21 protein-coding genes are annotated in these 19350 nt (G+C 62.1%); 8 read left to right on the top strand and 13 right to left on the bottom strand.

Translation table 11 applies throughout. From position 1 onward, the window contains the following. Positions 1-75 precede the first annotated feature (75 nt). The gene (locus tag P0D70_RS30625; protein ID WP_408187235.1) at positions 76-1269 is read left to right on the top strand and encodes a urate hydroxylase PuuD; all 1194 of its coding nucleotides are present in this window, start codon (positions 76-78) and stop codon (positions 1267-1269) included. Between the two features lie 13 nt (positions 1270-1282). Then, a complete protein-coding gene (locus P0D70_RS30620) occupies positions 1283-1711 on the top strand; it encodes a HipA domain-containing protein (RefSeq protein WP_408187234.1) in 429 nt (142 codons plus the stop codon). A gap of 206 nt (positions 1712-1917) precedes the next feature. On the opposite strand, the gene P0D70_RS30615 is transcribed toward P0D70_RS30620, so the two are convergent. The 6 genes from P0D70_RS30615 to P0D70_RS30590 all read right to left on the bottom strand — a co-directional run bounded on the left by P0D70_RS30615 (position 1918) and on the right by P0D70_RS30590 (position 7566). Continuing rightward, positions 1918-2430 (bottom strand): ureidoglycolate lyase, encoded by a 513-nt coding sequence (locus tag P0D70_RS30615; protein WP_408187233.1) that lies wholly within the window; start codon positions 2428-2430, stop codon positions 1918-1920. Continuing rightward, positions 2427-3440: an allantoicase gene (gene alc / locus P0D70_RS30610; RefSeq protein ID WP_408187232.1), complete on the bottom strand. Its 1014-nt coding sequence runs from the start codon at positions 3438-3440 to the stop codon at positions 2427-2429. Before alc ends, P0D70_RS30615 begins: the two co-directional genes overlap by 4 nt. Before the next feature lie 72 nt (positions 3441-3512). Next, complete coding sequence (gene uraD, locus P0D70_RS30605) at positions 3513-4034, bottom strand: 2-oxo-4-hydroxy-4-carboxy-5-ureidoimidazoline decarboxylase (protein WP_091793633.1); 522 nt, start codon at positions 4032-4034, stop codon at positions 3513-3515. After that, complete coding sequence (gene puuE, locus P0D70_RS30600; RefSeq protein WP_091793631.1) at positions 4031-4981, bottom strand: allantoinase PuuE; 951 nt, start codon at positions 4979-4981, stop codon at positions 4031-4033. Before puuE ends, uraD begins: the two co-directional genes overlap by 4 nt. 198 nt (positions 4982-5179) lie before the next feature. Further along, on the bottom strand, positions 5180-6046 hold the full coding sequence (locus P0D70_RS30595) for an aspartate/glutamate racemase family protein (protein ID WP_408187231.1): 867 nt from the start codon (positions 6044-6046) through the stop codon (positions 5180-5182). 38 nt (positions 6047-6084) lie between these two features. Beyond that, a complete protein-coding gene (locus P0D70_RS30590; RefSeq protein WP_408187230.1) occupies positions 6085-7566 on the bottom strand; it encodes an NCS1 family nucleobase:cation symporter-1 in 1482 nt (493 codons plus the stop codon). A gap of 56 nt (positions 7567-7622) precedes the next feature. Here P0D70_RS30590 and P0D70_RS30585 point away from each other — a divergent pair, with 56 nt between their 5' ends. Then, on the top strand, positions 7623-7844 hold the full coding sequence (locus P0D70_RS30585; RefSeq protein WP_408187229.1) for a hypothetical protein: 222 nt from the start codon (positions 7623-7625) through the stop codon (positions 7842-7844). An 87-nt stretch (positions 7845-7931) separates the two neighbouring features. Here P0D70_RS30585 and P0D70_RS30580 read toward each other — a convergent pair whose 3' ends face one another. From P0D70_RS30580 to P0D70_RS30555, 6 genes are all read right to left on the bottom strand, one after another. Beyond that, a complete protein-coding gene (locus P0D70_RS30580) occupies positions 7932-8645 on the bottom strand; it encodes a GntR family transcriptional regulator (RefSeq protein ID WP_408187228.1) in 714 nt (237 codons plus the stop codon). Positions 8646-8960: 315 nt separating this feature from the next. After that, entirely contained in the window at positions 8961-9887 is a 927-nt protein-coding gene (gene ldcA / locus P0D70_RS30575; RefSeq protein ID WP_091793621.1) for a muramoyltetrapeptide carboxypeptidase, read from the bottom strand. A 28-nt stretch (positions 9888-9915) separates the two neighbouring features. Next, entirely contained in the window at positions 9916-10689 is a 774-nt protein-coding gene (gene tadA / locus P0D70_RS30570) for a tRNA adenosine(34) deaminase TadA (protein ID WP_408187227.1), read from the bottom strand. Further along, complete coding sequence (locus P0D70_RS30565) at positions 10686-11087, bottom strand: DnaJ family domain-containing protein (protein WP_091793619.1); 402 nt, start codon at positions 11085-11087, stop codon at positions 10686-10688. The genes tadA and P0D70_RS30565 overlap by 4 nt, the downstream gene beginning before the upstream one ends. A gap of 523 nt (positions 11088-11610) precedes the next feature. Further along, positions 11611-12216 (bottom strand): 2'-5' RNA ligase family protein, encoded by a 606-nt coding sequence (locus tag P0D70_RS30560; protein ID WP_408187226.1) that lies wholly within the window; start codon positions 12214-12216, stop codon positions 11611-11613. A gap of 411 nt (positions 12217-12627) precedes the next feature. Then, a complete protein-coding gene (locus tag P0D70_RS30555) occupies positions 12628-12999 on the bottom strand; it encodes a nickel-dependent hydrogenase large subunit (protein ID WP_408187225.1) in 372 nt (123 codons plus the stop codon). A gap of 298 nt (positions 13000-13297) precedes the next feature. Here P0D70_RS30555 and P0D70_RS30550 point away from each other — a divergent pair, with 298 nt between their 5' ends. The 5 genes from P0D70_RS30550 to P0D70_RS30530 are packed head-to-tail and all read left to right on the top strand — an operon-like array spanning position 13298 to position 18445. After that, positions 13298-14287 (top strand): HlyD family secretion protein, encoded by a 990-nt coding sequence (locus P0D70_RS30550; protein ID WP_408187224.1) that lies wholly within the window; start codon positions 13298-13300, stop codon positions 14285-14287. Then, the gene (locus P0D70_RS30545; RefSeq protein ID WP_408187223.1) at positions 14284-15228 is read left to right on the top strand and encodes an ABC transporter ATP-binding protein; all 945 of its coding nucleotides are present in this window, start codon (positions 14284-14286) and stop codon (positions 15226-15228) included. Before P0D70_RS30550 ends, P0D70_RS30545 begins: the two co-directional genes overlap by 4 nt. After that, entirely contained in the window at positions 15225-16175 is a 951-nt protein-coding gene (locus tag P0D70_RS30540) for an ABC transporter ATP-binding protein (protein ID WP_408187222.1), read from the top strand. The genes P0D70_RS30545 and P0D70_RS30540 overlap by 4 nt, the downstream gene beginning before the upstream one ends. Next, positions 16172-17308 carry an ABC transporter permease gene (locus P0D70_RS30535; RefSeq protein WP_408187221.1) on the top strand — a complete coding sequence of 379 codons (1137 nt, stop codon included), beginning with the start codon at positions 16172-16174 and terminating at the stop codon, positions 17306-17308. The genes P0D70_RS30540 and P0D70_RS30535 overlap by 4 nt, the downstream gene beginning before the upstream one ends. 6 nt (positions 17309-17314) lie before the next feature. Next, positions 17315-18445, top strand: coding sequence for an ABC transporter permease (locus P0D70_RS30530; protein WP_408187220.1), 1131 nt, complete (start codon positions 17315-17317; stop codon positions 18443-18445). A gap of 91 nt (positions 18446-18536) precedes the next feature. Here the strand turns inward: P0D70_RS30530 and P0D70_RS30525 are convergent, their stop codons facing one another. Then, positions 18537-18749, bottom strand: a complete 213-nt coding sequence (locus tag P0D70_RS30525) for a hypothetical protein (RefSeq protein ID WP_091793604.1) — start codon at positions 18747-18749, stop codon at positions 18537-18539. Between the last annotated feature and the right edge of the window lie 601 nt (positions 18750-19350).

The following is a 19350-nucleotide window of genomic DNA, read 5'->3' as shown; positions in this document are numbered from 1 at the left end:
GACAACCCGCTCGCCGGGTTCAGAAAGGCACCCAACGTCGTTGCGTGTACAACGAATCAGAAGTGGAGGAGTTTCATGGAAGGCTTTATCACAGACTGGTTGAATCTGGCGATTCGCTGGTTCCACGTCATCGCCGCGATTGCATGGATCGGCGAATCGTTCTATTTCGTCGCGCTCGACAACAGCCTGAAACCGCCAACGGACCCGAACCAGCGCAAACGCGGCGTGTTCGGCGAGTTGTGGCACGTGCACGGCGGCGGCTTCTACAACATGCAGAAGTACACCGTCGCGCCGCCGGAAATGCCCGACGATCTGCACTGGTCGAAGTGGCCCTCGTACACCACGTGGCTGTCGGGCTTTGGTCTTTTCACCGTGCTGTATCTGTTCTCGCCGAGCACTTACCTGATCGACAAGAACGTGCTGGATATGGGCCCGGTGGTCGCTGTGGCCGCGGCGCTCGGCTTCCTCGCCGCCGGCTGGATCGTGTACGACTCGCTGTGCCGCATCCTCGGTAACAAGGACAAGGTGCTGGGCATCTGCGTCGGCGTGTATGTGCTGATCGCGGCGTGGCTCGCGTGCCATATTTTCGCGGGCCGCGCGGCTTACCTGATCATGGGCGCGATGCTGGCAACCATCATGTCGGCAAACGTGTTCTTCGTGATCATTCCGGGCCAGCGCAAGATGGTCGACGCCATGCTCAAGGGCGACACGCCGAACCCGATCTACGGCAAGCGCGGCAAGCAGCGCTCGGTGCACAACACGTATTTCACGTTGCCGGTGGTGTTCGCGATGCTGTCGAACCACTACGCGATGACCTACACGCATCCGTACAACTGGGCTGTGCTGCTGGTCATCATGCTGGCTGGCGCGCTGATTCGTCAGTTCTTCGTGATGCGCCACCGTGGCCAGGTGCTGTGGTATCTGCCGCTGGTGGGTATCGCGTTGATGTTCGGCGCGCTCTTCTGGACCATGCCGAAGCCGATCGTGCCGCAAGCGCAAGCCGCGAACGCGCCGACGGTGAAGGTGGCCGATATCGCACCGGTTCTGCAACAGCGCTGCGTGGCTTGCCACTCCGCGCATCCGACGATGATGGGGAGCGCTCCTGCCGGCGTGCTGCTGGATACGCCGGATGAGATCTCGCAGAACGCGCAACGGATCTATCAGCAAGCCGTGACGTTGAAGGCCATGCCGCTTGGCAACGTGACGCATATGACCGACGACGAGCGGATGAAGATCGCCGCGTGGTTTGAAGGTGGTGCGGTGAAGTAACCACTGGCCGGGCATGCTGCCCGGCGTCACGAAGAATCGAGCGACCTTGAAGCGGGCTTTTCGCGTGAGCGGAAAGCCCGCTTTTCATTGGCCGGCTGGTGTCGGTTTCTCCGTGACGAGCCACCGCATCGTCAAGGGCTCGGACGACAACACGCCGTTTCCCGGCTTCAACGAGCTCTATTCAATGCGCGTGCTGGACCGGCTCGGCGTCGCGCCTGTCGCGCGCACGCAGATGGCGCGCGATGGCCGGGCGCTGATCATCGAACGCTTCGACATCGACGCACTGGGAGTGCCGGCGTACGGCGTCGAGGATATATGTTGTTTATTGGGTTGCAATGGCACGCCGCCGGGAAGCAGAAGCTTCACGCCTGAGTCGATGGCATGGCGTCTTTGCGCTCGCCGAAGAAGAGCCTGCAATTCGAGGGGCTTAAACCGGCTATAGGCGCCGCAGAATTTTGCGCGCCTGCCCCGGCGCAATGCGTGCGCCAAGTAATCGGGTATTCGCCGCTTCTCGCCAAACGTAGCTAAACGCGCAACGACGGCGTCGCGCTAGTTTTGTGGTTCGCCACCAAAACAAAAAACCCACAGCACTGGTAATGCTGTGGGTTCTTTCAAATCAACCTGCTCGCTACGCCGTAGCGATAAAATTCATACCGCCACCGCGCTCAACGCATCTTCCGTGAGCCACAACGACTCGGCGAGATCCTGCTCATTGAGATTGAGTCCATCCCCGCCGCGATCGACGACGATAAAGTCGCTCACCTCACCCAACGCGATCAGCGGATGATGCCACACGCCCTTCGCATAGTTCACGCCCTGCCAGCCGCTCGTCACGAAAGCGCGAATCTTCGACACGTCCAGCTCACCTGCCGGCGCCACGACCACCAGATACGCTTTGTCGTTTAGCGGGACGAACGCCTGGCTGCCGAGCGGGTGCCGCTCGAGCATCTTCACTTCGAACGGCAGCGTGCGCGGTTGCCCGCGAAACAGGTTCACGAGCGTACGGCCGTTCTCGTCGGCGACATCCACTTTCGCGAGATCGTGATAGCGGATCGTCGTGCCGAGGTTGATCGGGATCTGCTTCGCGCCTTCGAGTTCGATCACGTCGCCGAATGCGGCGAACGCTTCTTTCGTCAACGGTTCGATCGCGAGCGTTTTCATGATGCGAGCGTGCCCCACAGACGCAGACGCGACACGCCGCCGTCCGGAATGATATTGAAGCGCACGTGCGTCACCGGACCCAGTGCCGCGATCTCGCTTTCGAAATAGTGCTGATTGTCCATCTTCAGTTTCTGTTCGCCGAGCAGCACCGGCCAGAACATGGCTTGCGTGATCAGCGAGCTGTCCGTGCCGCCCGTGACATACGCGGCCTGAATCGAGCAGCGGTCCGGAAAGTTACCTTTGAAGTGCGCCGTATCGACTTCGATTTTCCTGATCACGCCCGGTTGCGCCAGCGCGACGATCGCCCAGTCGTTGCCCGGCTCACGACGACGGCGCGTTTCCCAGCCGTCACCCATGTTCACGCCACGGCCCGGCATCAGGATCGTCGACGCTGCGCCGAAGTGCTGGTTGTTAGCCGCGACGAGATAGGCGCCATTCTCCATCGCAGCCAGATCGAACTGCTCCGTGCGGCTCGCGCCAGCCCAATCGACTTGCGGCTGACCATACACACGCAGACGCGCAATGCCGCCGTCCGGATAGATGTTCACGCGCAGGTGGGTGTAAGCGTTCGTGTCGCTGACTTCGTGATAGTGATGGCTATTGCCTTGCAACGTGGTCGACGGCACGATTTCGGTCCATTGCGTCGACTGGTTCGGCGCGCCGTCCACCACGCGCGCGGCTTCCACCGACGCCGCCGGCGGGAAATTACCCGTGAAGTGGCTGGTGTCGAGATCCAGCCCCTTGATCACGCCCGGACGAGCCAGCTTCACGACGCACCAGTCATAGCCGTTGGCGCGCTTGCGGCGGGTTTCCCAGCCGTCCATCCACTTGCCGTTGTCGTCGTATTTGCCCGGAATGAAAACGGCCGGCTCCGGATTCAGCATGCGCTCCTTCGGTGCGAAGAAGTCGTCGCTGGCCTCGAGCGCCTGCGCGCCCAGACGCGGGTCCGCCAGGTTCACATAGCGGCGCGTGAATTCCGGTGCGTTGGGGTCGAGAATCGGGAGTGCCATTTTTGTCTTCCTTGATATTTGCCAGTGCTGAAAAAACGTTTCGGTTCGAGGTCCGCGACGCGTGGTTAAGCCTTATGCGTCGATCAGGTCGTCGAGCCTGAAACGTGCGATGCGGTAGATCTGATCGAGGCTCGCGCGCAGTTCTTCGGCGCGGCTATTGTTCACGCGCGCTTCGAAGTTCGCGATGATGCCGTGACGGTCATAACCGCGCACGGCGAGGATGAATGGAAAACCGAACTTCTCGCGATAAGCGGCGTTCAGCGCGAGCAGCTTGTCGAACTCTTCCTGCGTGCATTGCGCGAGGCCGGCGCCGCTCTGCTCGCGCGTGGATTCGGCCGTCAGTTCGCCGCGCACCGCGGCCTTGCCGGCGAGTTCCGGGTGGGCATTGATCAGCGCCAGTTGCTTCTCTTCACCGGCCGTTTCGACGATGTTCGACATCTTGCGATGCAACTCGTCGATACTGGCGAAAGGCCGTTGCTGCGCGGCGATTTCCGCGACCCACGGCGAGTGCTCGAAAATACCCGACAGCGTTGCCACGAACGCTTCGGTCGAGATGCTGTTGAGTTGGTCCAGAGTGTATTGCATCGCCTTCATGCCGCTGCCCCGCGGTTGTCTTGTTGGTAAGGGTGATGTTCGCGCCAGTGGCGCGCAATATCGACGCGCCGCGTCACCCACACGCGATCGTGCTGTTCGATATGGTCGAGAAAACGTTGCAGCGCGCGAAAACGCCCAGGGCGCCCGAGCAGACGGCAATGCATGCCGATGGAAAGCATCTTCGGCGCTTCGTCGCCCTCTTCGTAGAGCACGTCGAATGCATCGCGCAGGTACGTGAAGAAGTGGTCTGCCGTGTTGAAGCCTTGCGGGCTTGCAAAGCGCATGTCGTTGGTGTCGAGCGTGTACGGCACGATCAATTGCGGCACTGTCGTGCCACCGGTAACGTCCACGTCCATCCAGAACGGCAGGTCGTCGCCATAGTAATCGGAGTCGTACAGGAATCCGCCGTATTCGGCGACCAGACGATGCGTATTGGGACTGTCACGGCCGGTGTACCAGCCAAGCGGACGCTCGCCTGTCACGCGCTCGATCGCTTCCATGCCGAGACGCATGTGCTCCGCTTCTTTCTCCGGCGACACGTCCTGATAGTGAATCCAGCGATAGCCGTGGCAGGCAATCTCATGACCGAGCTCCACGAACGCGCGCGCCAGTTCCGGATGCCGTTCGATCGCCATGCCGACGCCGAACACCGTGAGCGGCAGGCCGCGCTTTTCGAATTCGCGCAGAATGCGCCAGACGCCCGCGCGCGAGCCGTATTCGTAGATCGACTCCATGCTCATATGGCGAGCCGGATAAGCCGCGGCGCCGACGATTTCCGACAGGAACTGCTCCGAGCCAGGATCGCCGTGCAGCACGCAGTTTTCACCGCCCTCTTCGTAATTCAGAACGAATTGCACCGCAACACGCGCTCGCCCCGGCCAGTTGGCCTGCACCGGGTGGCGGCCGTAGCCGATCAGATCGCGTGGGTAGTTCGGGTCGAGTGGCATGGTTTGACGAATGCGTGGTGACGTTACGTAAAATTCGCGTGGAACTCACGTGTATGCACGTGGGGTGGGCGCGGCCGAATAAACACCGGAAACAGCGCCTGAAGCAACACAAAAAACCTTTCAGGCACCCCGCGCCGAGTTGGACCAGTGTAGCGAAAACGCCCCGGTGCGCCCATACACCGGGGCAGATAGTGCGTGTCACACTGAATGTATGTGCCGGCCCGGTTCCGTAGTGTTTACCCGCACCAAATCGGACGTTCCTGCATTTTCCGGCGCATTTGCCGAGGAAGCTTCGGTAGATCCGCGCGGCGCACGCGGGTTCGGATCGGCGTCGACCGGACTGAACGATGCCAGCGCGCCGTCGTAGCGCTTGGCCAGCGGCCGCGCATAGTCGCCGCGTTTGGCGGTCGAAAGACGCAGCGAGACCAGCGCCTCGGTCCATTTCACCGCTGCTGTCACGCCTTCGATCACCGGCGCGCCGAGCGCGTCCTCGATCTCCGCGCACAGTTCGGCCATACCCGCGCAGCCGAGCACGATCGCGTCCGAGCCGTCCTCGGCAAGCGCGCGCCGGCATTCGTCGAGAATGATGCGGCGCGCCGCCGAGCCAGGCTTGTCGAGGTCGAGGACGGCGACGTCGGTGGCGCGAACGTTGCGGCAAAACCGCTTCATGCCGTAGCGCTCGGCGAGGTGCCACGCCATGCCGCAGGTGCGCGCCAGCGTGGTCACCACGGAGAAGCCAGGCGCCAGCACGCTGGCCGCGTGCATTGCCGCCTCGGCGATGCCGATCACCGGACCCCGCGCCAACTCGCGTGCCGCGTAGAGACCCGGATCGCCGAAGCAGGCAATCACGTAACCGTCGCAGCCTTCGCGCTCGCCGGCCGCAACCTCGGCCAACAAGCCTGGCGTCGCCAGCGCTTCGTCGTAATAGCCTTCGATCGACGGCGGCCCCATGGTCGGATTCACCGCGATGACTTCAGTGCCCGGCGCGGCGACTTCGCGCGCGCAGCGGCCCATTGCTTCCGTCATGCGCTGGGTCGTATTCGGGTTGATCAGTTTGATGCGCATATCCACTCCTGTTGCATCTGCACAATTCAGCGTGCGATTCAGCGTGCCATCACGCGATAGAACAGCGCGGCGAGGCCGGCGCCAATGAACCACGAGAAATTCGCCATGCCGTCGAGCGCGGGCACCATCACGCAGAGCACGGCGATCACGGCAGCCGGCAGCAACGCGGCGACCGCCCGATAGTTCACGCCGTTGCGATACCAGTACGAGCCGGTGGGCGCAACCGTATACAGATCGTCGAGCACGATTTTCTGACGCTTCACGAGATAGTAATCGACGATCAGGACACCGTACAAAGGTCCGATGAAGCTGCCGAGAACATCGAGGGTGTAGTGGATCACGGCGGGGTTGTTGAACAGATTCCACGGCGTAATGAAAATCGACGCCACCGCTGCGAGCATGCCGCCCGCGCGCCAGCTGATCAGCCGCGGCGCGACGTTGGAGAAGTCGAATGCCGGCGAGACGAAATTGGCGACGATGTTGATGCCGATCGTCGCGATCGTGAAGGTCAGCGCGCCGAGAATCACCGCGGTCGGGTAATCGATACGGCCCACGGTTTCAACCGGGTCCGTGATCAACTGGCCGAATACCGGCAGCGTGGCAGCGGTCGTGATCACCGTCACCAGCGAGAAGGCCAGAAAGTTGACCGGCAGCCCCCAGAAGTTGCCACGCTGCACGCTGCGAAAGCTCTTGCCGTAGCGCGAAAAGTCGCCGAAGTTGAGCATCGGTCCGGAGAAGTACGACACCACCAGCGAAGTCGCCGTGATCATCACCGGCACGACTTCCATGCCGTGATATTTGACGCCGCCCAGGTTGATGCCGATGTTGCGCCATCCCGCGCGATACACCATGTAGCCCGCGAGAATGAACATCACCACGTAGACGGCCGGGCCGGCGAAGTCGATGAACTTCTTGATGGTCTCCATGCCGTGCCAGAACACGAGTGCCTGCAAGACCCACAGCAGCATGAAACCGGCCCAGCCGAGCGTCGACAGGCCCATGAAGCCGTGATGATGGACATCGGCATACGGCAGCAGTTGGGGAACGAACTTCAACACCACGATCACCAGCGCGCTCGACGCCAGATAAGTCTGAATGCCGTACCACGCGACCGCGATAAGGCCACGAATCACCGCGGGAATATTCGCGCCGAGCACACCGAAGGTCGCACGGCACGCGACCGGATAAGGCACGCCGTTCGCCTGGCTAGGCTTGGCGATCAGGTTGCACAACAGGTTCACGATCGTAATGCCGACCAGCAACGCGATCAGCACCTGCCAGCTCGTCAGCCCGAGCGCGAACAGGCTGCCCGCGAACACATAGCCGCCGACGCTGTGCACGTCGGACATCCAGAACGCAAAAATGTTGTACGCGCCCCAGGTTTGGTGGCGCAACGGCGCGAGGTCTTCGTTATAGAGCCGTTCGCTGTAGCCTGCGGGCATTGACGGATCGCCGGTTGCGCCGCCGTCTGCGTAAGTGGGAATTGCAGGATTGCCGGGCGCTGCACTGAACTGAGCCATGATTCCTCCTTGGGATAGAGACCATCGATAGCGAATCGAAGGACGATGCATCGGCCATGCCAGTCGCGCGCGCTTTGCCCGTTCGGGACGAAGCACAGGCGAGCCGCCTGGTTTGCCGTGCCGCGGATATCTCCGTACTGAAGTACTTGTGGTTGTCGCACCGTCAGCAGCCGCGGAGCGCCGGCGATGCGTTGCTGCTACTCGATGCCCGTCGCCCGGCGGCGGACACGCGTGCGCAAGCCGGCAGCGCTCACGTCGAGCCGCCTTGCAACACGTGATTCGTTCAGTTCAATTCAGTGCGGCGCGCACCAGTCAGGCGCGCACGCCGGCCGCCTGCCTCAGCATGGCGTGGACATTGTCGTGGGTCATTCTCTAGGCGCACCGTTGAGGGCGCCGAACACTTCCCGCAGATCGGCCGCACCACGCGCCGGGCGGTCCAGCATCTTCAGTTCGACGCTTTGCAAATGGCGCGACATGAGTGCCGCCGCCTCTTTTGCATCGCCGGCGTCGAGCGCGGCGAGTATGGCTTCGTGGTCCTCGAACGAGCATGGGCTGCGTCCGAGCGACTCGTACAACGCGGAAATCAGCGTGGAGCGCGCCACCAGCCCGTTCAGGCAATCGCACAACACCGTGTTGCCGGTCAGTCCCGCCAATTCGGTGTGAAACTCGCCCGACAGGCGAATCCACGCCGGAAAATCACGTGTTTCGAACGCTTTGCGTTCCCGGCCGATCATGCTGCCAATGCTCTTCAAGCGCCGCATGCCGTGACCGCTGCAAATCTTTTCCACCACCGCCAGTTCGATGATGCGGCGCATCTCGAACACCTCATGCACTTCCTGTAGCGAGGGGCTCGCCACGAACGCGCCGCGATTCGGTTCGAGATCGACGAGGTGGTCCGTCGCGAGTTGCGTCAGCGCCTGCCGGATCGGGCCGCGCTTCACGCCGAATACTTCGCACAACTGCGCTTCGGTCAGCTTGGCGCCCGGCGCAAGCCGATGCTCGAGGATCGCGGCGCGGATGCGCTCGGCGATCACTTCAGGTTTCGAACTATTGGCGGCGGTAGGGTCTGCGTCGGACATGATGTGCGTCTCGGTATGTTGGTCATCTTAGGATGGACATAAAGATTGTCAACAATTTTTGATTTTAATTTTGACAATTTTCACGGCAAGGGAAGGCTGACGGGCTTATAGATCAGTCCCGAAGCCTTGATACAGGCTATGTATAAGTTTAATTAGACTGAAAGGACGCCGTCTGTTGAGGGCGGGTTTTGTCAACAAAACCAATGGACCTTCACGGGTCGTTCTGCTCGTGGTCGATTCCAAAACACAGGCCGTTAGTTGCGTTACTGGAGTAGAAATAAAGCGGGCAATGGCCCGCTTCGCTCGCACGTCCGCTCACGCGAGATACGGATAGCCCGACAAGCTCAGTTCGAATCCCTGTGCGTTGGCAACGAGATGCGCGTCCGCGCCCACCGGCAGCGTCAGCATGTTGCGGACATGACCGAATTGCAGCCCTGTCACGATCGGAATGCCGATCACCGACCTCGCCTGCTCGATCACCGAGTGCAAGTCGTAACCATTGTCGTAGTCGTAGGATTTGGCGCCGGAGAAATCGCCCAGCACGAGTGCCTGCTGCTGCGCGAGGATGCCGGACAGGTGCAGCTGATAAATCATCCGCTCGACCCGGAACGGTTGTTCGTTGACGTCTTCGATAAACAGGATTCCGCCACTCACCGGCGGCATGTACGGCGTGCCGATCAGCGACACCAGCACCGCCAGGTTGCCGCCCCACAACATGCCCGAGACATCTACGGGCTGTGCCTGCGGCGTGTTGCTCGAGACCGTCATGGTCGGTTTCGTCAACGCGGACCAGAAGTGCTGCATGGTGAACTCGCTGAGTTCCTCCGCCCCGAAATCACTCATCACCATCGGACCGCCGAAGGTTTTCACCCCGGCTCGCGCCAGCAACGCAAGCTGGATCGCGGTGAAATCGCTATGCCCCACGAGGGCAACCGGCTGATCGGTCAGCCGCCGTTGCAGCCCTTCGTAGTCGAGGCCGTGCAGAATGCGCACCGCGCCGTAGCCGCCGCGCACGGCCAGCACGATGTCCGGCAACTCACGCGACGGGTCGGCGAGCCGGTTCAGATCGGCAGCGCGCTGGCCGTCGGTGCCGGCGAAGCGCAGGTAGCGACGCCGCGCCGCTTCCGCGCCCTCGATGCGATGGCCCTGGGCATGAAAACGCTGCAGCGCGCGATGCAGCACCTCCGGATCATGCGGATACCCGGACGGCGCGATCAGTTCGATGGTGCGATGGACGCTCATGAGCAAGACCTTATTTGACGTTGTAGTTTCAGAGCGCCTCCGCCGGGCCCGCTTCGTTGCCCGCTTCGTTGCCCGCTTCGTGGCCCGATGCGTTGCCCGATTTGCTGTCCGATTCATTGCCCGCATCGCCACGTGCCGAAGCGCGCGCTTCGCGGCTGGCGCGCCGCCGCTCGGCAAAGAACGATTTGAGCGCGGCGCCGCATTCGCTTTCGAGCACGCCGCCGGTCACCGTGGTGTGATGATTCAACTGCGGATTAGCGAAAGCATCCACGACACTACCGCACGCGCCGGTTTTCGGATCGCGCGCGCCGAAGACGACACGAGCGATGCGCGCATGCATGATCGCGCCGGCGCACATCAGGCAAGGTTCGAGCGTCACGTAAAGCTCGCAACCCGGCAGACGGTAGTTTTCGACGGCCTGCGCCGCCGCACGCAGCGCGGCCATTTCCGCATGCGCCGACGGGTCGTGCGCACCGATTGGGTGATTGAAACCTTTGGCGATGACTTCGTCGCCTCGCACGAGCACTGCGCCGACGGGCACTTCACCGGCAGCACGCGCCTCTTCGGCGGCAGCCTGGGCGAGCGCCATGAAGCGGCGATCGCGCTCGGAGACAACGGGAGTTGCGGGTGAATCGCCGGGCGAGAGCTCAGCATCCGGCAATACGGCGGCAGAGCCAGAATCCGTCGCGGCCGATCCGGCTACACCACCCGCCAAGGTTTGAGCACTCATCGTATTCGGCACTTCGTGAGAATGGAAAGAATCCGCATCCGGCACGATGGAGTGAGCTAGCGGCTCGCTCACGGCGAACCCGCATCTGCCGCATTCAGGCTGCCGACGCGTTCGGACAGCCGTTCGGCAATACGCCGGCAGTATTCGCGCGGCAAAACCAGCGGGCCGCCGCGCAGCGATTCAAGCGCCATGTCGAGCGCAAGCATGCGCGCCTGCAGACGGCAGCGGGTAGCCTGGTCGCTCACGGCATTCAACTCCGCTTGCAGGTCGCGCAACGCGCGCAACTGCTCGACAGCGGGCGGCACAAAGCCCGCATTCTTCAAAATCCGGTTGGCGACGCGCACCTCTTCAGGAACCAGAGCGTCGTCGCCCAGGGATAGCGGCGCACCCGCGCCGGGTAACTCGTCGAACTCCCCGCGCGCGGCGGCGGCGGCAATACGCTGTTCGACTAATGCATCAAGCAATCTCATCTGCGATCCACTACGTTGCGGCCCAAGCATTCTATCAGGCAGTGCACGCTCGTTCCGGCTCCGCAACCGACGAAACCCCCTACGTTTTCAGATTTTTCGTCATTCGAGAGCACACGGCCGGACGCTAGGCTCAAGGGTTCGCCGCCACGCCGCGTGCCGCCCGCTCCCGCGCTAAAACCTGACAGAAAACTTTCAACAGACCGCGCAGTTCGCGCCTTTGCTCGTGGCCTCTCAAAACCACCGCCGATATGCAATCCGGAATGACTCACCCAAGCCGAAACCACGCCGCCATCACGTTCGAGACTGCCATAGCCGCACACCCTCTCCACCTGTGCAAACGCATATCCCGGGCACCCCCGCGCGCAGCGCTGGCCGCCGTGATGATATCGCTCGTGCTATCCGGCTACGGCGTGTTCTGCGGTGGCGCAGGCGGCAGCGGCGGCTTCGCCGGTGGCTGCGCGACCGGCATGCGTTTCTGAGCCGTCGCGCCTGGACACGTCGGCATCAACTGCGGCGCCGTGCATTATGGGCGTGCATCCGCCAATGGCCATCGAGCCAGCATGACGTGCCGCGTACGCCCGAGCAAACTGTGCATCAACGCGAATTCGCGCACGTTCCAGCACAGCGGTTCAACCGGACGCGCAGCGGCCCAAGGCATGCCATACGCCAGTGTGACGTGCGGCGTATAGTCCACCGCGGCTGACATGGCATGCTCCCCGCACCCTGCGTCTTGCAACGCGCGGCATAAAGCGTCGTGCAGCCGATGCAGACCGTTCACGCCCTCGCCCCCGCCCAACACTAACGGCCCCGGTCGTGGCTTGGATGCAAAGCTCACCACCGTATCGAATTCGACGCTGAACGGCTCCATCCTGACCAACGAGGCAGCTTTCATGGCCGCCTCGACCCGCGCCTGAGGCAAACCGCCCGCGAAATTTCCGAGGTGCTGCAAGGTAACGTGCAGACGGGCCGCCGCGAGCGGTTTGCTGCGCGCGCGGCTCTCCCCGCAAAGCTGTTGTGCGAGCTTCGAAATACTCGCCGCCGTATTGGCGTCAGGAAAGACAGCGAAAAACAGGCCGTCTGTCGGTGTTGGCGGCGCCTCGAGGCCAGGCAGCCAGAGTTGTTCAGGCATGGGATTTCTGACCAGATAAAGCCGGCATGTAGATGAATCTCCGTTCATTGTGCGGGCTTGCCTGAGCGCCTGATCGACTCAGACCACTCGACTATGCGAGGTCGCACGATCGACTTGCTAAGGCAAGCCCCGGAACTCGCAAGGTATGGCTGGGCCGCAGGCGAAAGCGTCGCCACCCGGCGCGCACGCCATTGCCGTTGAAGCGCTTTCGCTTCCCACTCAAGAATTGCTCGCCGTGACGGGCCCACGCACAAGACTGTACATCCATACAGTATGAACGGCAACGGGGGACTGGACAAAAAGTGGCAAGTATTCGCCAGCGCGGCGGAGGGTGAAACGGCGTGCGTCGGCGTATGCGGGGCTCGCCCAAACGCAACTCGAGCGGCATCGTCGAATGATTCAGCCTCACTTTCAAGCAGATGAACGGCGCTGCGCCGCCGTTGGGCGCAAGGTCAGCGCGGGATGTATATCGCGCCAGCCAAGCACTTGCACCAACTCGTTGCCGGCCTTCTTCAAAGCCAGCCCCTGACGCACCATTTCACCATGCTCACGCGCCATCTGGATCACGTCCGGGAAATCGAGGAAGGCGAGTGCGTGCAGCATCACGACATGCAGCGCATGACTGCCGATCGATTCGCCGCGGTAGACGAGGCGGCGCAGTGCGCGAAGCTGCCCGCCGACCTCGATCCCAAAGGCATTTTCAATCGTATGCACCGAACGCATCTGGTAGGCAATCGGGCAGATGCCGCAGATGCGAGTCACGTTATCGGGCAACCCGGCCACATGCCGGCCACGCGCGACGCTCCAGACGGTAGCGCCCGCATGACGACTACAACACTAGACCAGATTTGAACGTATCGGATGCCGCGCCGACAGCACATGACGCGACCGGCGCAATGCATCAACCATGCCGTGGAGCGGCAAACCAGCCGCGACCTGGCCCCTACCGGGTTCCAACTTGACTTGAGTCAATTGGCCGGAGCGATAGCGGCTCTATCTTCAGCAGACGCACCATACACAGGCTGGCGATCTCCGGTTTTGCATCTCTTCATCCGGAAGCGTTTGAACCGAACCAAAAACCATGGCCATATCGAAACACCGGATGCAGGCCCTGCTCGCGCTAGTCGCTCTTGCCGCGGCCGGCGTAGTGGTGTGGCGTTGGCCGGTGCTGTTCGGCTCCCATCATGATACGACCCATATCATCGTGTCCGGCAACATCGAGGCTCACGAGAGTGTCCTGAGCTTCACGCAGGTCCAGGCGCCGATTGTCTACCTGCCATTCGACGAAGGCGCTTACGTCAAGCACGGCACCGTGCTCGCGCGCGTGGACGATCGCCTGTATCGGCGCCAGACGGAAATCGACCAGACCAACCTGCAAGTTGCCACAGCGCAGATCAGCGCCAATGAGAGCACCTTGGCGGCGGCACGTCACAACGTCGTCAGCGATCAATTCGATCTCAGCGAAAAACAGCTCGACTTGGGGCGAGCGGAAATCCTGGTGAAAGGCAACGCGATTCCGCGTCAGGCACGTGACCTCGCCTTCACCGCCGAACGGCAATCCGCCGCGGCCCTCGCGCACGACAAGGCGCTGGTGGAAGTGGCAAGCAACAACATCACGCTCGCGCGCGCCAATCAGGCCGCCGCCGCGGCGAAGCTCAAGCTCGACGAAGTGATGCTCTCCTACACCGAGCTGAGCGCGCCGTTCGACGGCGTCATCGCAGTACGCGAAGCGGAACTCGGGCAGCTCGCGGGATCGGGCGTCGCGATCGTTACGCTCGATGAACTCGATCACGTCTGGCTGCGCGCGTATGTGAACGAGCCCGATATCGGCAAAGTTCGCCTCAACGAAGCCGCCACCGTGACGACCGACACCTACCCCAGCAAGCACTACCAAGGGCGCATCAGTTTCATTTCCCCGCAGGCCGAGTTCACGCCCAAAACCGTCGAGACGCACGCCGAGCGCGTGACGCTCGTCTACCGGATCCGTATCGACATCGACAACCCGACGCACGAACTGCTGCCGGGCATGCCGGCCGATGCGTCCATCGCTTTGCTGGCAGCGGGCAAATGAGCACCGACCCGGCAGCGGCGGCCATTCGCGCGCACGACCTGGTGCGCAGTTTCGGCGCCGTGCAGGCGGTGCGGGGTGTCAGCTTCGACATCGAACGCGGGGAAATCTTCGGCCTGGTCGGGCCGGACGGTGCGGGCAAAACGACCATCATGCGCATGCTGGCTGGCGTGCTGCGGCCCGACGCCGGCCAGATCTCGCTGGAAAATATCGACGTGATAGCGGCGCCGGAACGCGCAAAGGCTGCCCTCAGCTATATGCCCCAGCGTTTCGGCCTGTACGAAGACCTGACCGTCGCCGAGAACATTTTCTTCTACGGCGAACTCTTCGGTGTATCGCGCAAAGCCAATCGGACCCGCAGCGGCGAACTTCTCGAGGCCGCCGGCCTCCTGCCATTCCGCGATCGTCTCGCCGGTCAACTGTCGGGCGGCATGAAGCAGAAACTCGGGCTGGTGTGCGCGTTGATTCACACGCCCCGCGTGCTGCTGCTGGATGAGCCGACCACGGGCGTAGACCCGGTGTCGCGGCGCGATTTCTGGGCGATCCTGTACAACCTGCGCGAAAGCGGTGTCACGATCGTGCTGTCCACCGCGTATATGGACGAAGCCGAACGCTGCTCGCGGCTCGCGCTGCTGCATACCGGCCAGATCCGCCAGTGCGACACGCCGGCGCGGCTGAAGCAGGCCATGCCGGGTGCCCTGTTCGCCATCGCCGCGGCAGACCCGCGCGCGGTTCACGACGCCCTCGTGGATGCGCCAGGCGTGCTGAGCGCGTTGCTGATGGGCGACCGCGTGCACGTGCGCGTCGACGAGGCCGCGCGCCGTCTGCCGGAATTGCAGGAGCGGCTTGCCACACGCGCCATTGCAAACGCAACCATCACTTCCATCGAGCCGGGCATCGAAGACGTGTTCGTCGCGCTCGTCGGGTCGGGAAGCCCGACATGAGCGCCGCGGCTCCCGTCGTCGAGGCAATCGGCCTGACCAAGCGCTTTGGCAAGTTCACGGCGGTCGACCGGCTCGACCTGTCCATCGCCAGGGGCGAAGTCGTCGGCTTCATCGGGCCGAACGGCGCGGGCAAGTCGACCACCATCCGCATGCTGTGCGGGCTGCTTTCGCCCAGCGCCGGGCGCGCTTCGGTGGCGGGCTACGACATCGCCACCCAAGCCGAGGCGCTGCGCTCGCACATTGGCTATATGTCGCAGAAGTTCTCGCTGTACGGCGACCTGACCTGCTACGAGAACCTGCGCTTTTTCTGTGGCATCTACCGGGTTCCGCGACACGACATCGCCGAGCGTATCCGCCTCGCCATTTCGACCGCGGGACTCGAGGGGCGTGAAAATATTCTCGTGCGAACGCTCGCGGGCGGCTGGAAGCAGCGGCTCGCACTCGGCTGTGCGAATCTGCACCGTCCGCGCGTGCTGTTTCTCGACGAACCGACGTCCGGCGTCGAGCCCGAGGCGCGCCGCCGGTTCTGGGATCTGATTCACGGCCTCGCCGCGGGCGGCGTGACGGTGCTGGTCTCTACGCATTACATGGACGAGGCGGAATACTGCCACCGCATCGCGCTGATCGACGCGGGCCATCTCGTGGCGATTGGCAGCCCGAATGAGCTGCGCGAACACAATCTCGGCGGCAATCTGTTCGAGCTGGTGTGCGCGCCGCCAGGCGCGGCTCTCGCCGCGCTGCGCGAGGCGCCCGAAGTGATCGACGCCGCGATCTTTGGCGACCGGCTGCATGTGCTGATGCACCCGGGCGTGCCTGAAACCGTGCTTCAGCCGTTTCTTGCAGGACGGCATATCGAGTTTATCGCCGTACGCGCCATCCGGGCCAGCCTCGAAGATGTGTTCGTCCAACTCGTCACGCACGCGGATAAGGGAGTGCACTCACCATGAGCCTGCGGCGGCTGCTGGCGATGGCCTTCAAGGAAACGCTGCAGATCTGGCGCGATCCGCGCAGTCTCGCCATTGCGCTGCTGATGCCGCTGTTGCAGATGGTGCTGCTCGGCTACGGCGTCAGCCTCGATATCCGGCAGGTGCCGCTATGTATCAACGACGAGGAACACAGCCAGCTAAGCCGTGAACTGGTGCAGGACTTCGTGTCGTCGCACTGGTTCCTCGCGGTTCGGAACGTGACCAACGAGCGCGCATTGCGCGATGCGATGGATCGCGGCACGTGTGCCGGCGTCGTCACGATTCCCGTCGACTTCTCGCGCGTGTTCACCACGACGGGTACCGCCACGGTGCAAACCGTGTTCGATGCGACCGACGCCAATACGACCAACATTGCAATCGGCTACGCCCAGAACGTTATTGCGCGTATTACGGCCGAATTCCAGTTGCGCTGGCGGCAAAACCACGGCATACGGCCGCAAACCGTCGGCGTGGTCGATCTCGAACCGCGAGTCTGGTTCAACGAGACGCTCGACAGCCGCAACTTCATTATCCCGGGCGTCGTCGCGGTCATTCTTGCGTTGGTCGGCGCGCAGCTGACGTCGTTGACCATCTCGCGCGAGTGGGAGCGCGGCACGATGGAGCAACTCATCTCCACGCCGGTCACCGCGCTCGAAGTCATGCTCGGCAAACTGCTTCCGTACTTCGTGATCGGACTCGTCAATGCCGCATTCTGTCTGCTCAGCACGGTTTACTGGTTTCACGTGCCGTTGCGCGGGAGCGTCGGCACCCTGATCGTTACGACCGCACTGTTTACGCTGGTCGTGCTGGGCATCGGCTACCTGGTGTCGGTTCACATTCGCAGCCAGCTCGGCGCAAGCCAGGTTGCGCTGCTGCTGACGATGCTGCCGACCAGCATGCTGTCAGGCTACACCTTCGCCATCGACCAGATGCCCGCGCCCATTCGCCTTGCCACGCTGCTCGTCTACGCCCGCTATTACATCACCATCCTGCGGGCCGTATTCCTCAAAGGCAGCACCCTTTCCGATCTCGCCGTGCCGATTCTCGCTCTGGCCGTGTATGCGCTCGCCATCATCTGGATCGCCGCCCGGGCGTTCCGCAAACATCTGGACTAGCCCATCATGTTCGACCGTCTGCAGGTCATGTTGATGAAGGAGTTTCTCGAACTCAAGCGCGACCGGTGGGCGATGTTCCGGCTGGTCGTGCCGCTGTTGCTGCAGGTGATCATCTACGGCTACGCCGCGACTTTCACCGTCAATCATGTGAGCCTTGCCGTGCTCGACCTGGACCGCAGCCAGGCGAGCCGCAACCTCGTCTCGCACTTCGTCGCCAGCGGTAAATTCGACGTGGTCGATAACGCCGGCACGGACCGCGATATCACGCATGACATAGATAGCGACAAGGCGACGATGGCGCTCGTCATCCATGCCGGCTTCGCGCAGCATCTCGGCAACGGCCAGAGCGCGCCGCTGCAGGTCGTCGTGGACGGCACCAACTCCAACACCGCGCTCATTGCGCTCGGCTACGTCAGCCAGATCGTCACGCAGTTCCAGAACGATCAGATGAGCGAACCGTGGTCGAACTATACGGGCCCCGCCCGCACCGAGGTCGCCGTGACGCTGCGTGAGCGCCCCTGGTACAACGACACGATCGACGATCGCTGGTTCTTTATTCCAGGCGTGGTCGGCACGCTCACGCTGATGCAGGTGGTCAGCCTCACGGCGTTTGCCGTGGTTCGCGAACGCGAGATCGGCACGTTGGAGCAGATCATGGTCAGCCCGATCAGGCCGGTCGAGTTCATCCTCGGCAAAACCGTGCCGTTCTTTCTGATCGGTCTGGTCGACGTTGCCCTCGTGACGGCGGTAGGCATAGGATGGTTTCGGGTTCCGTTCGTCGGCAACCCGCTCGTCATGCTGGTCGGCGCATCGCTGTTTCTGTTCGCCGCATTGGGTCTCGGTTTGCTGCTGTCCACCTTTTCGCGCACGCAGCAACAGGCGTTCGCGCTCAATTTCTTTCTGATCAATCCGCTTTTCATTCTGTCGGGGTTTGCGTTTCCTATCGCCGCGATGCCCAAAGTCCTGCAATGGATTACGTTGATCAACCCGCTGCGTTACTTTCTCGTCGTGCTGCGCTCGGTTTTTCTGAAAGGCACTGGATTCGCCGTGCTATGGCCGCAGTTCGCGGCAATGGCAGCGCTAGGCGCAGTCATGCTGACGCTAAGCGTATTGCGCTTTCGCAAATCGCTCGATTGAATTGCGGTGTTTTCGGCTCGCGGGGTTGCTCATTTGGCGCATTGGTGAATTGGAGATTGGGCAATTCGGCCCCGGCGGATATCTGCTGCATTCAGTAAGCCAGCGCTTCTCCCAGCAAGCCGATACCCACGCCCGCACAAATAGCCGAGTAGCCGCGATTGCAGGTCAGAATTTCTTTTTCAAACTGCATGGCGAATCTGAATTCGGGACATCTCTCGTAAGCGATAAATACCGAGCACACCAAGGCCGACAATACAACCATTGAAAAGGCAATCTTCTCCAGAATTCGATAATGATGCGACATACCCATGCTCCCAAATCTTCATTCGCCCGGTCATCGCTTCGAAAGCGATGAAGGGATCATGCAGCGAGCCGCTGTCCGCGAGGCCCGACGGACTGCAATACCGGACATGTGCCTACTGCACTTGTCGCCCGAGGCCTCAAGGTCGGTGCGTTCTCCGTGTTGAGACTACGCACATTTTCCCCAGCCCACTTGACGTGTCACAACAAATCGCGAACGTTGAAAAACAGCCATGGCTGACGGACTCAATCAACGCAAGATCGGCGATCTATCGCCATCGCTGTGTTCTAGCGCTGAGTTTGTTGACTTCGCTCAAACGTGAGCAACCGATCTTTCGTGAAGATGTGAGTTACCGCGACCGGTGACATGGGACCAGACCCGTCCATTCATCGGCTGTGCTGTCTGTGTCATGCGCTTGCCGATTTGCGCACGCGTTTTGAACAGACTGAATAAATTCAACCGAAGTCGTCCATCGACCGATCATGACCATCACGCTGAACGACAGGAATCCGCCTCGCCCCGTCCTGCGCGCGCGACTCGCCGGCTGGGTGTCGAGACCAACTTTCAGGCGGGACATCGTCATTGTGCTTGTCGTCAAACTGGC

Origin of the sequence: Paraburkholderia sp. RL17-381-BIF-C, from assembly GCF_046026435.1 — a bacterium.
Lineage (GTDB): Bacteria > Pseudomonadota > Gammaproteobacteria > Burkholderiales > Burkholderiaceae > Paraburkholderia.
This window is presented reverse-complemented; position numbering and strand designations above follow the sequence as displayed.

Excerpts from the sequence above, each read along its gene's own strand:
- P0D70_RS30535 (WP_408187221.1), top strand. The coding sequence starts at position 16,172 with ATGAGCCTGCGGCGGCTGCTGGCGATGGCCTTCAAGGAAACGCTGCAG.
- P0D70_RS30580 (WP_408187228.1), bottom strand. The coding sequence starts at position 8,645 with ATGTCCGACGCAGACCCTACCGCCGCCAATAGTTCGAAACCTGAAGTG.
- P0D70_RS30540 (WP_408187222.1), top strand. The coding sequence starts at position 15,225 with ATGAGCGCCGCGGCTCCCGTCGTCGAGGCAATCGGCCTGACCAAGCGC.
- P0D70_RS30590 (WP_408187230.1), bottom strand. The coding sequence starts at position 7,566 with ATGGCTCAGTTCAGTGCAGCGCCCGGCAATCCTGCAATTCCCACTTAC.
- alc (WP_408187232.1), bottom strand. The coding sequence starts at position 3,440 with ATGGCACTCCCGATTCTCGACCCCAACGCACCGGAATTCACGCGCCGC.
- P0D70_RS30585 (WP_408187229.1), top strand. The coding sequence starts at position 7,623 with ATGCCAGTCGCGCGCGCTTTGCCCGTTCGGGACGAAGCACAGGCGAGC.
- P0D70_RS30545 (WP_408187223.1), top strand. The coding sequence starts at position 14,284 with ATGAGCACCGACCCGGCAGCGGCGGCCATTCGCGCGCACGACCTGGTG.
- P0D70_RS30550 (WP_408187224.1), top strand. The coding sequence starts at position 13,298 with ATGGCCATATCGAAACACCGGATGCAGGCCCTGCTCGCGCTAGTCGCT.
- uraD (WP_091793633.1), bottom strand. The coding sequence starts at position 4,034 with ATGAAGGCGATGCAATACACTCTGGACCAACTCAACAGCATCTCGACC.
- P0D70_RS30625 (WP_408187235.1), top strand. The coding sequence starts at position 76 with ATGGAAGGCTTTATCACAGACTGGTTGAATCTGGCGATTCGCTGGTTC.
- puuE (WP_091793631.1), bottom strand. The coding sequence starts at position 4,981 with ATGCCACTCGACCCGAACTACCCACGCGATCTGATCGGCTACGGCCGC.
- P0D70_RS30560 (WP_408187226.1), bottom strand. The coding sequence starts at position 12,216 with ATGCCTGAACAACTCTGGCTGCCTGGCCTCGAGGCGCCGCCAACACCG.
- P0D70_RS30530 (WP_408187220.1), top strand. The coding sequence starts at position 17,315 with ATGTTCGACCGTCTGCAGGTCATGTTGATGAAGGAGTTTCTCGAACTC.
- P0D70_RS30565 (WP_091793619.1), bottom strand. The coding sequence starts at position 11,087 with ATGAGATTGCTTGATGCATTAGTCGAACAGCGTATTGCCGCCGCCGCC.
- P0D70_RS30620 (WP_408187234.1), top strand. The coding sequence starts at position 1,283 with ATGCTGCCCGGCGTCACGAAGAATCGAGCGACCTTGAAGCGGGCTTTT.
- P0D70_RS30595 (WP_408187231.1), bottom strand. The coding sequence starts at position 6,046 with ATGCGCATCAAACTGATCAACCCGAATACGACCCAGCGCATGACGGAA.
- ldcA (WP_091793621.1), bottom strand. The coding sequence starts at position 9,887 with ATGAGCGTCCATCGCACCATCGAACTGATCGCGCCGTCCGGGTATCCG.
- P0D70_RS30525 (WP_091793604.1), bottom strand. The coding sequence starts at position 18,749 with ATGTCGCATCATTATCGAATTCTGGAGAAGATTGCCTTTTCAATGGTT.
- P0D70_RS30615 (WP_408187233.1), bottom strand. The coding sequence starts at position 2,430 with ATGAAAACGCTCGCGATCGAACCGTTGACGAAAGAAGCGTTCGCCGCA.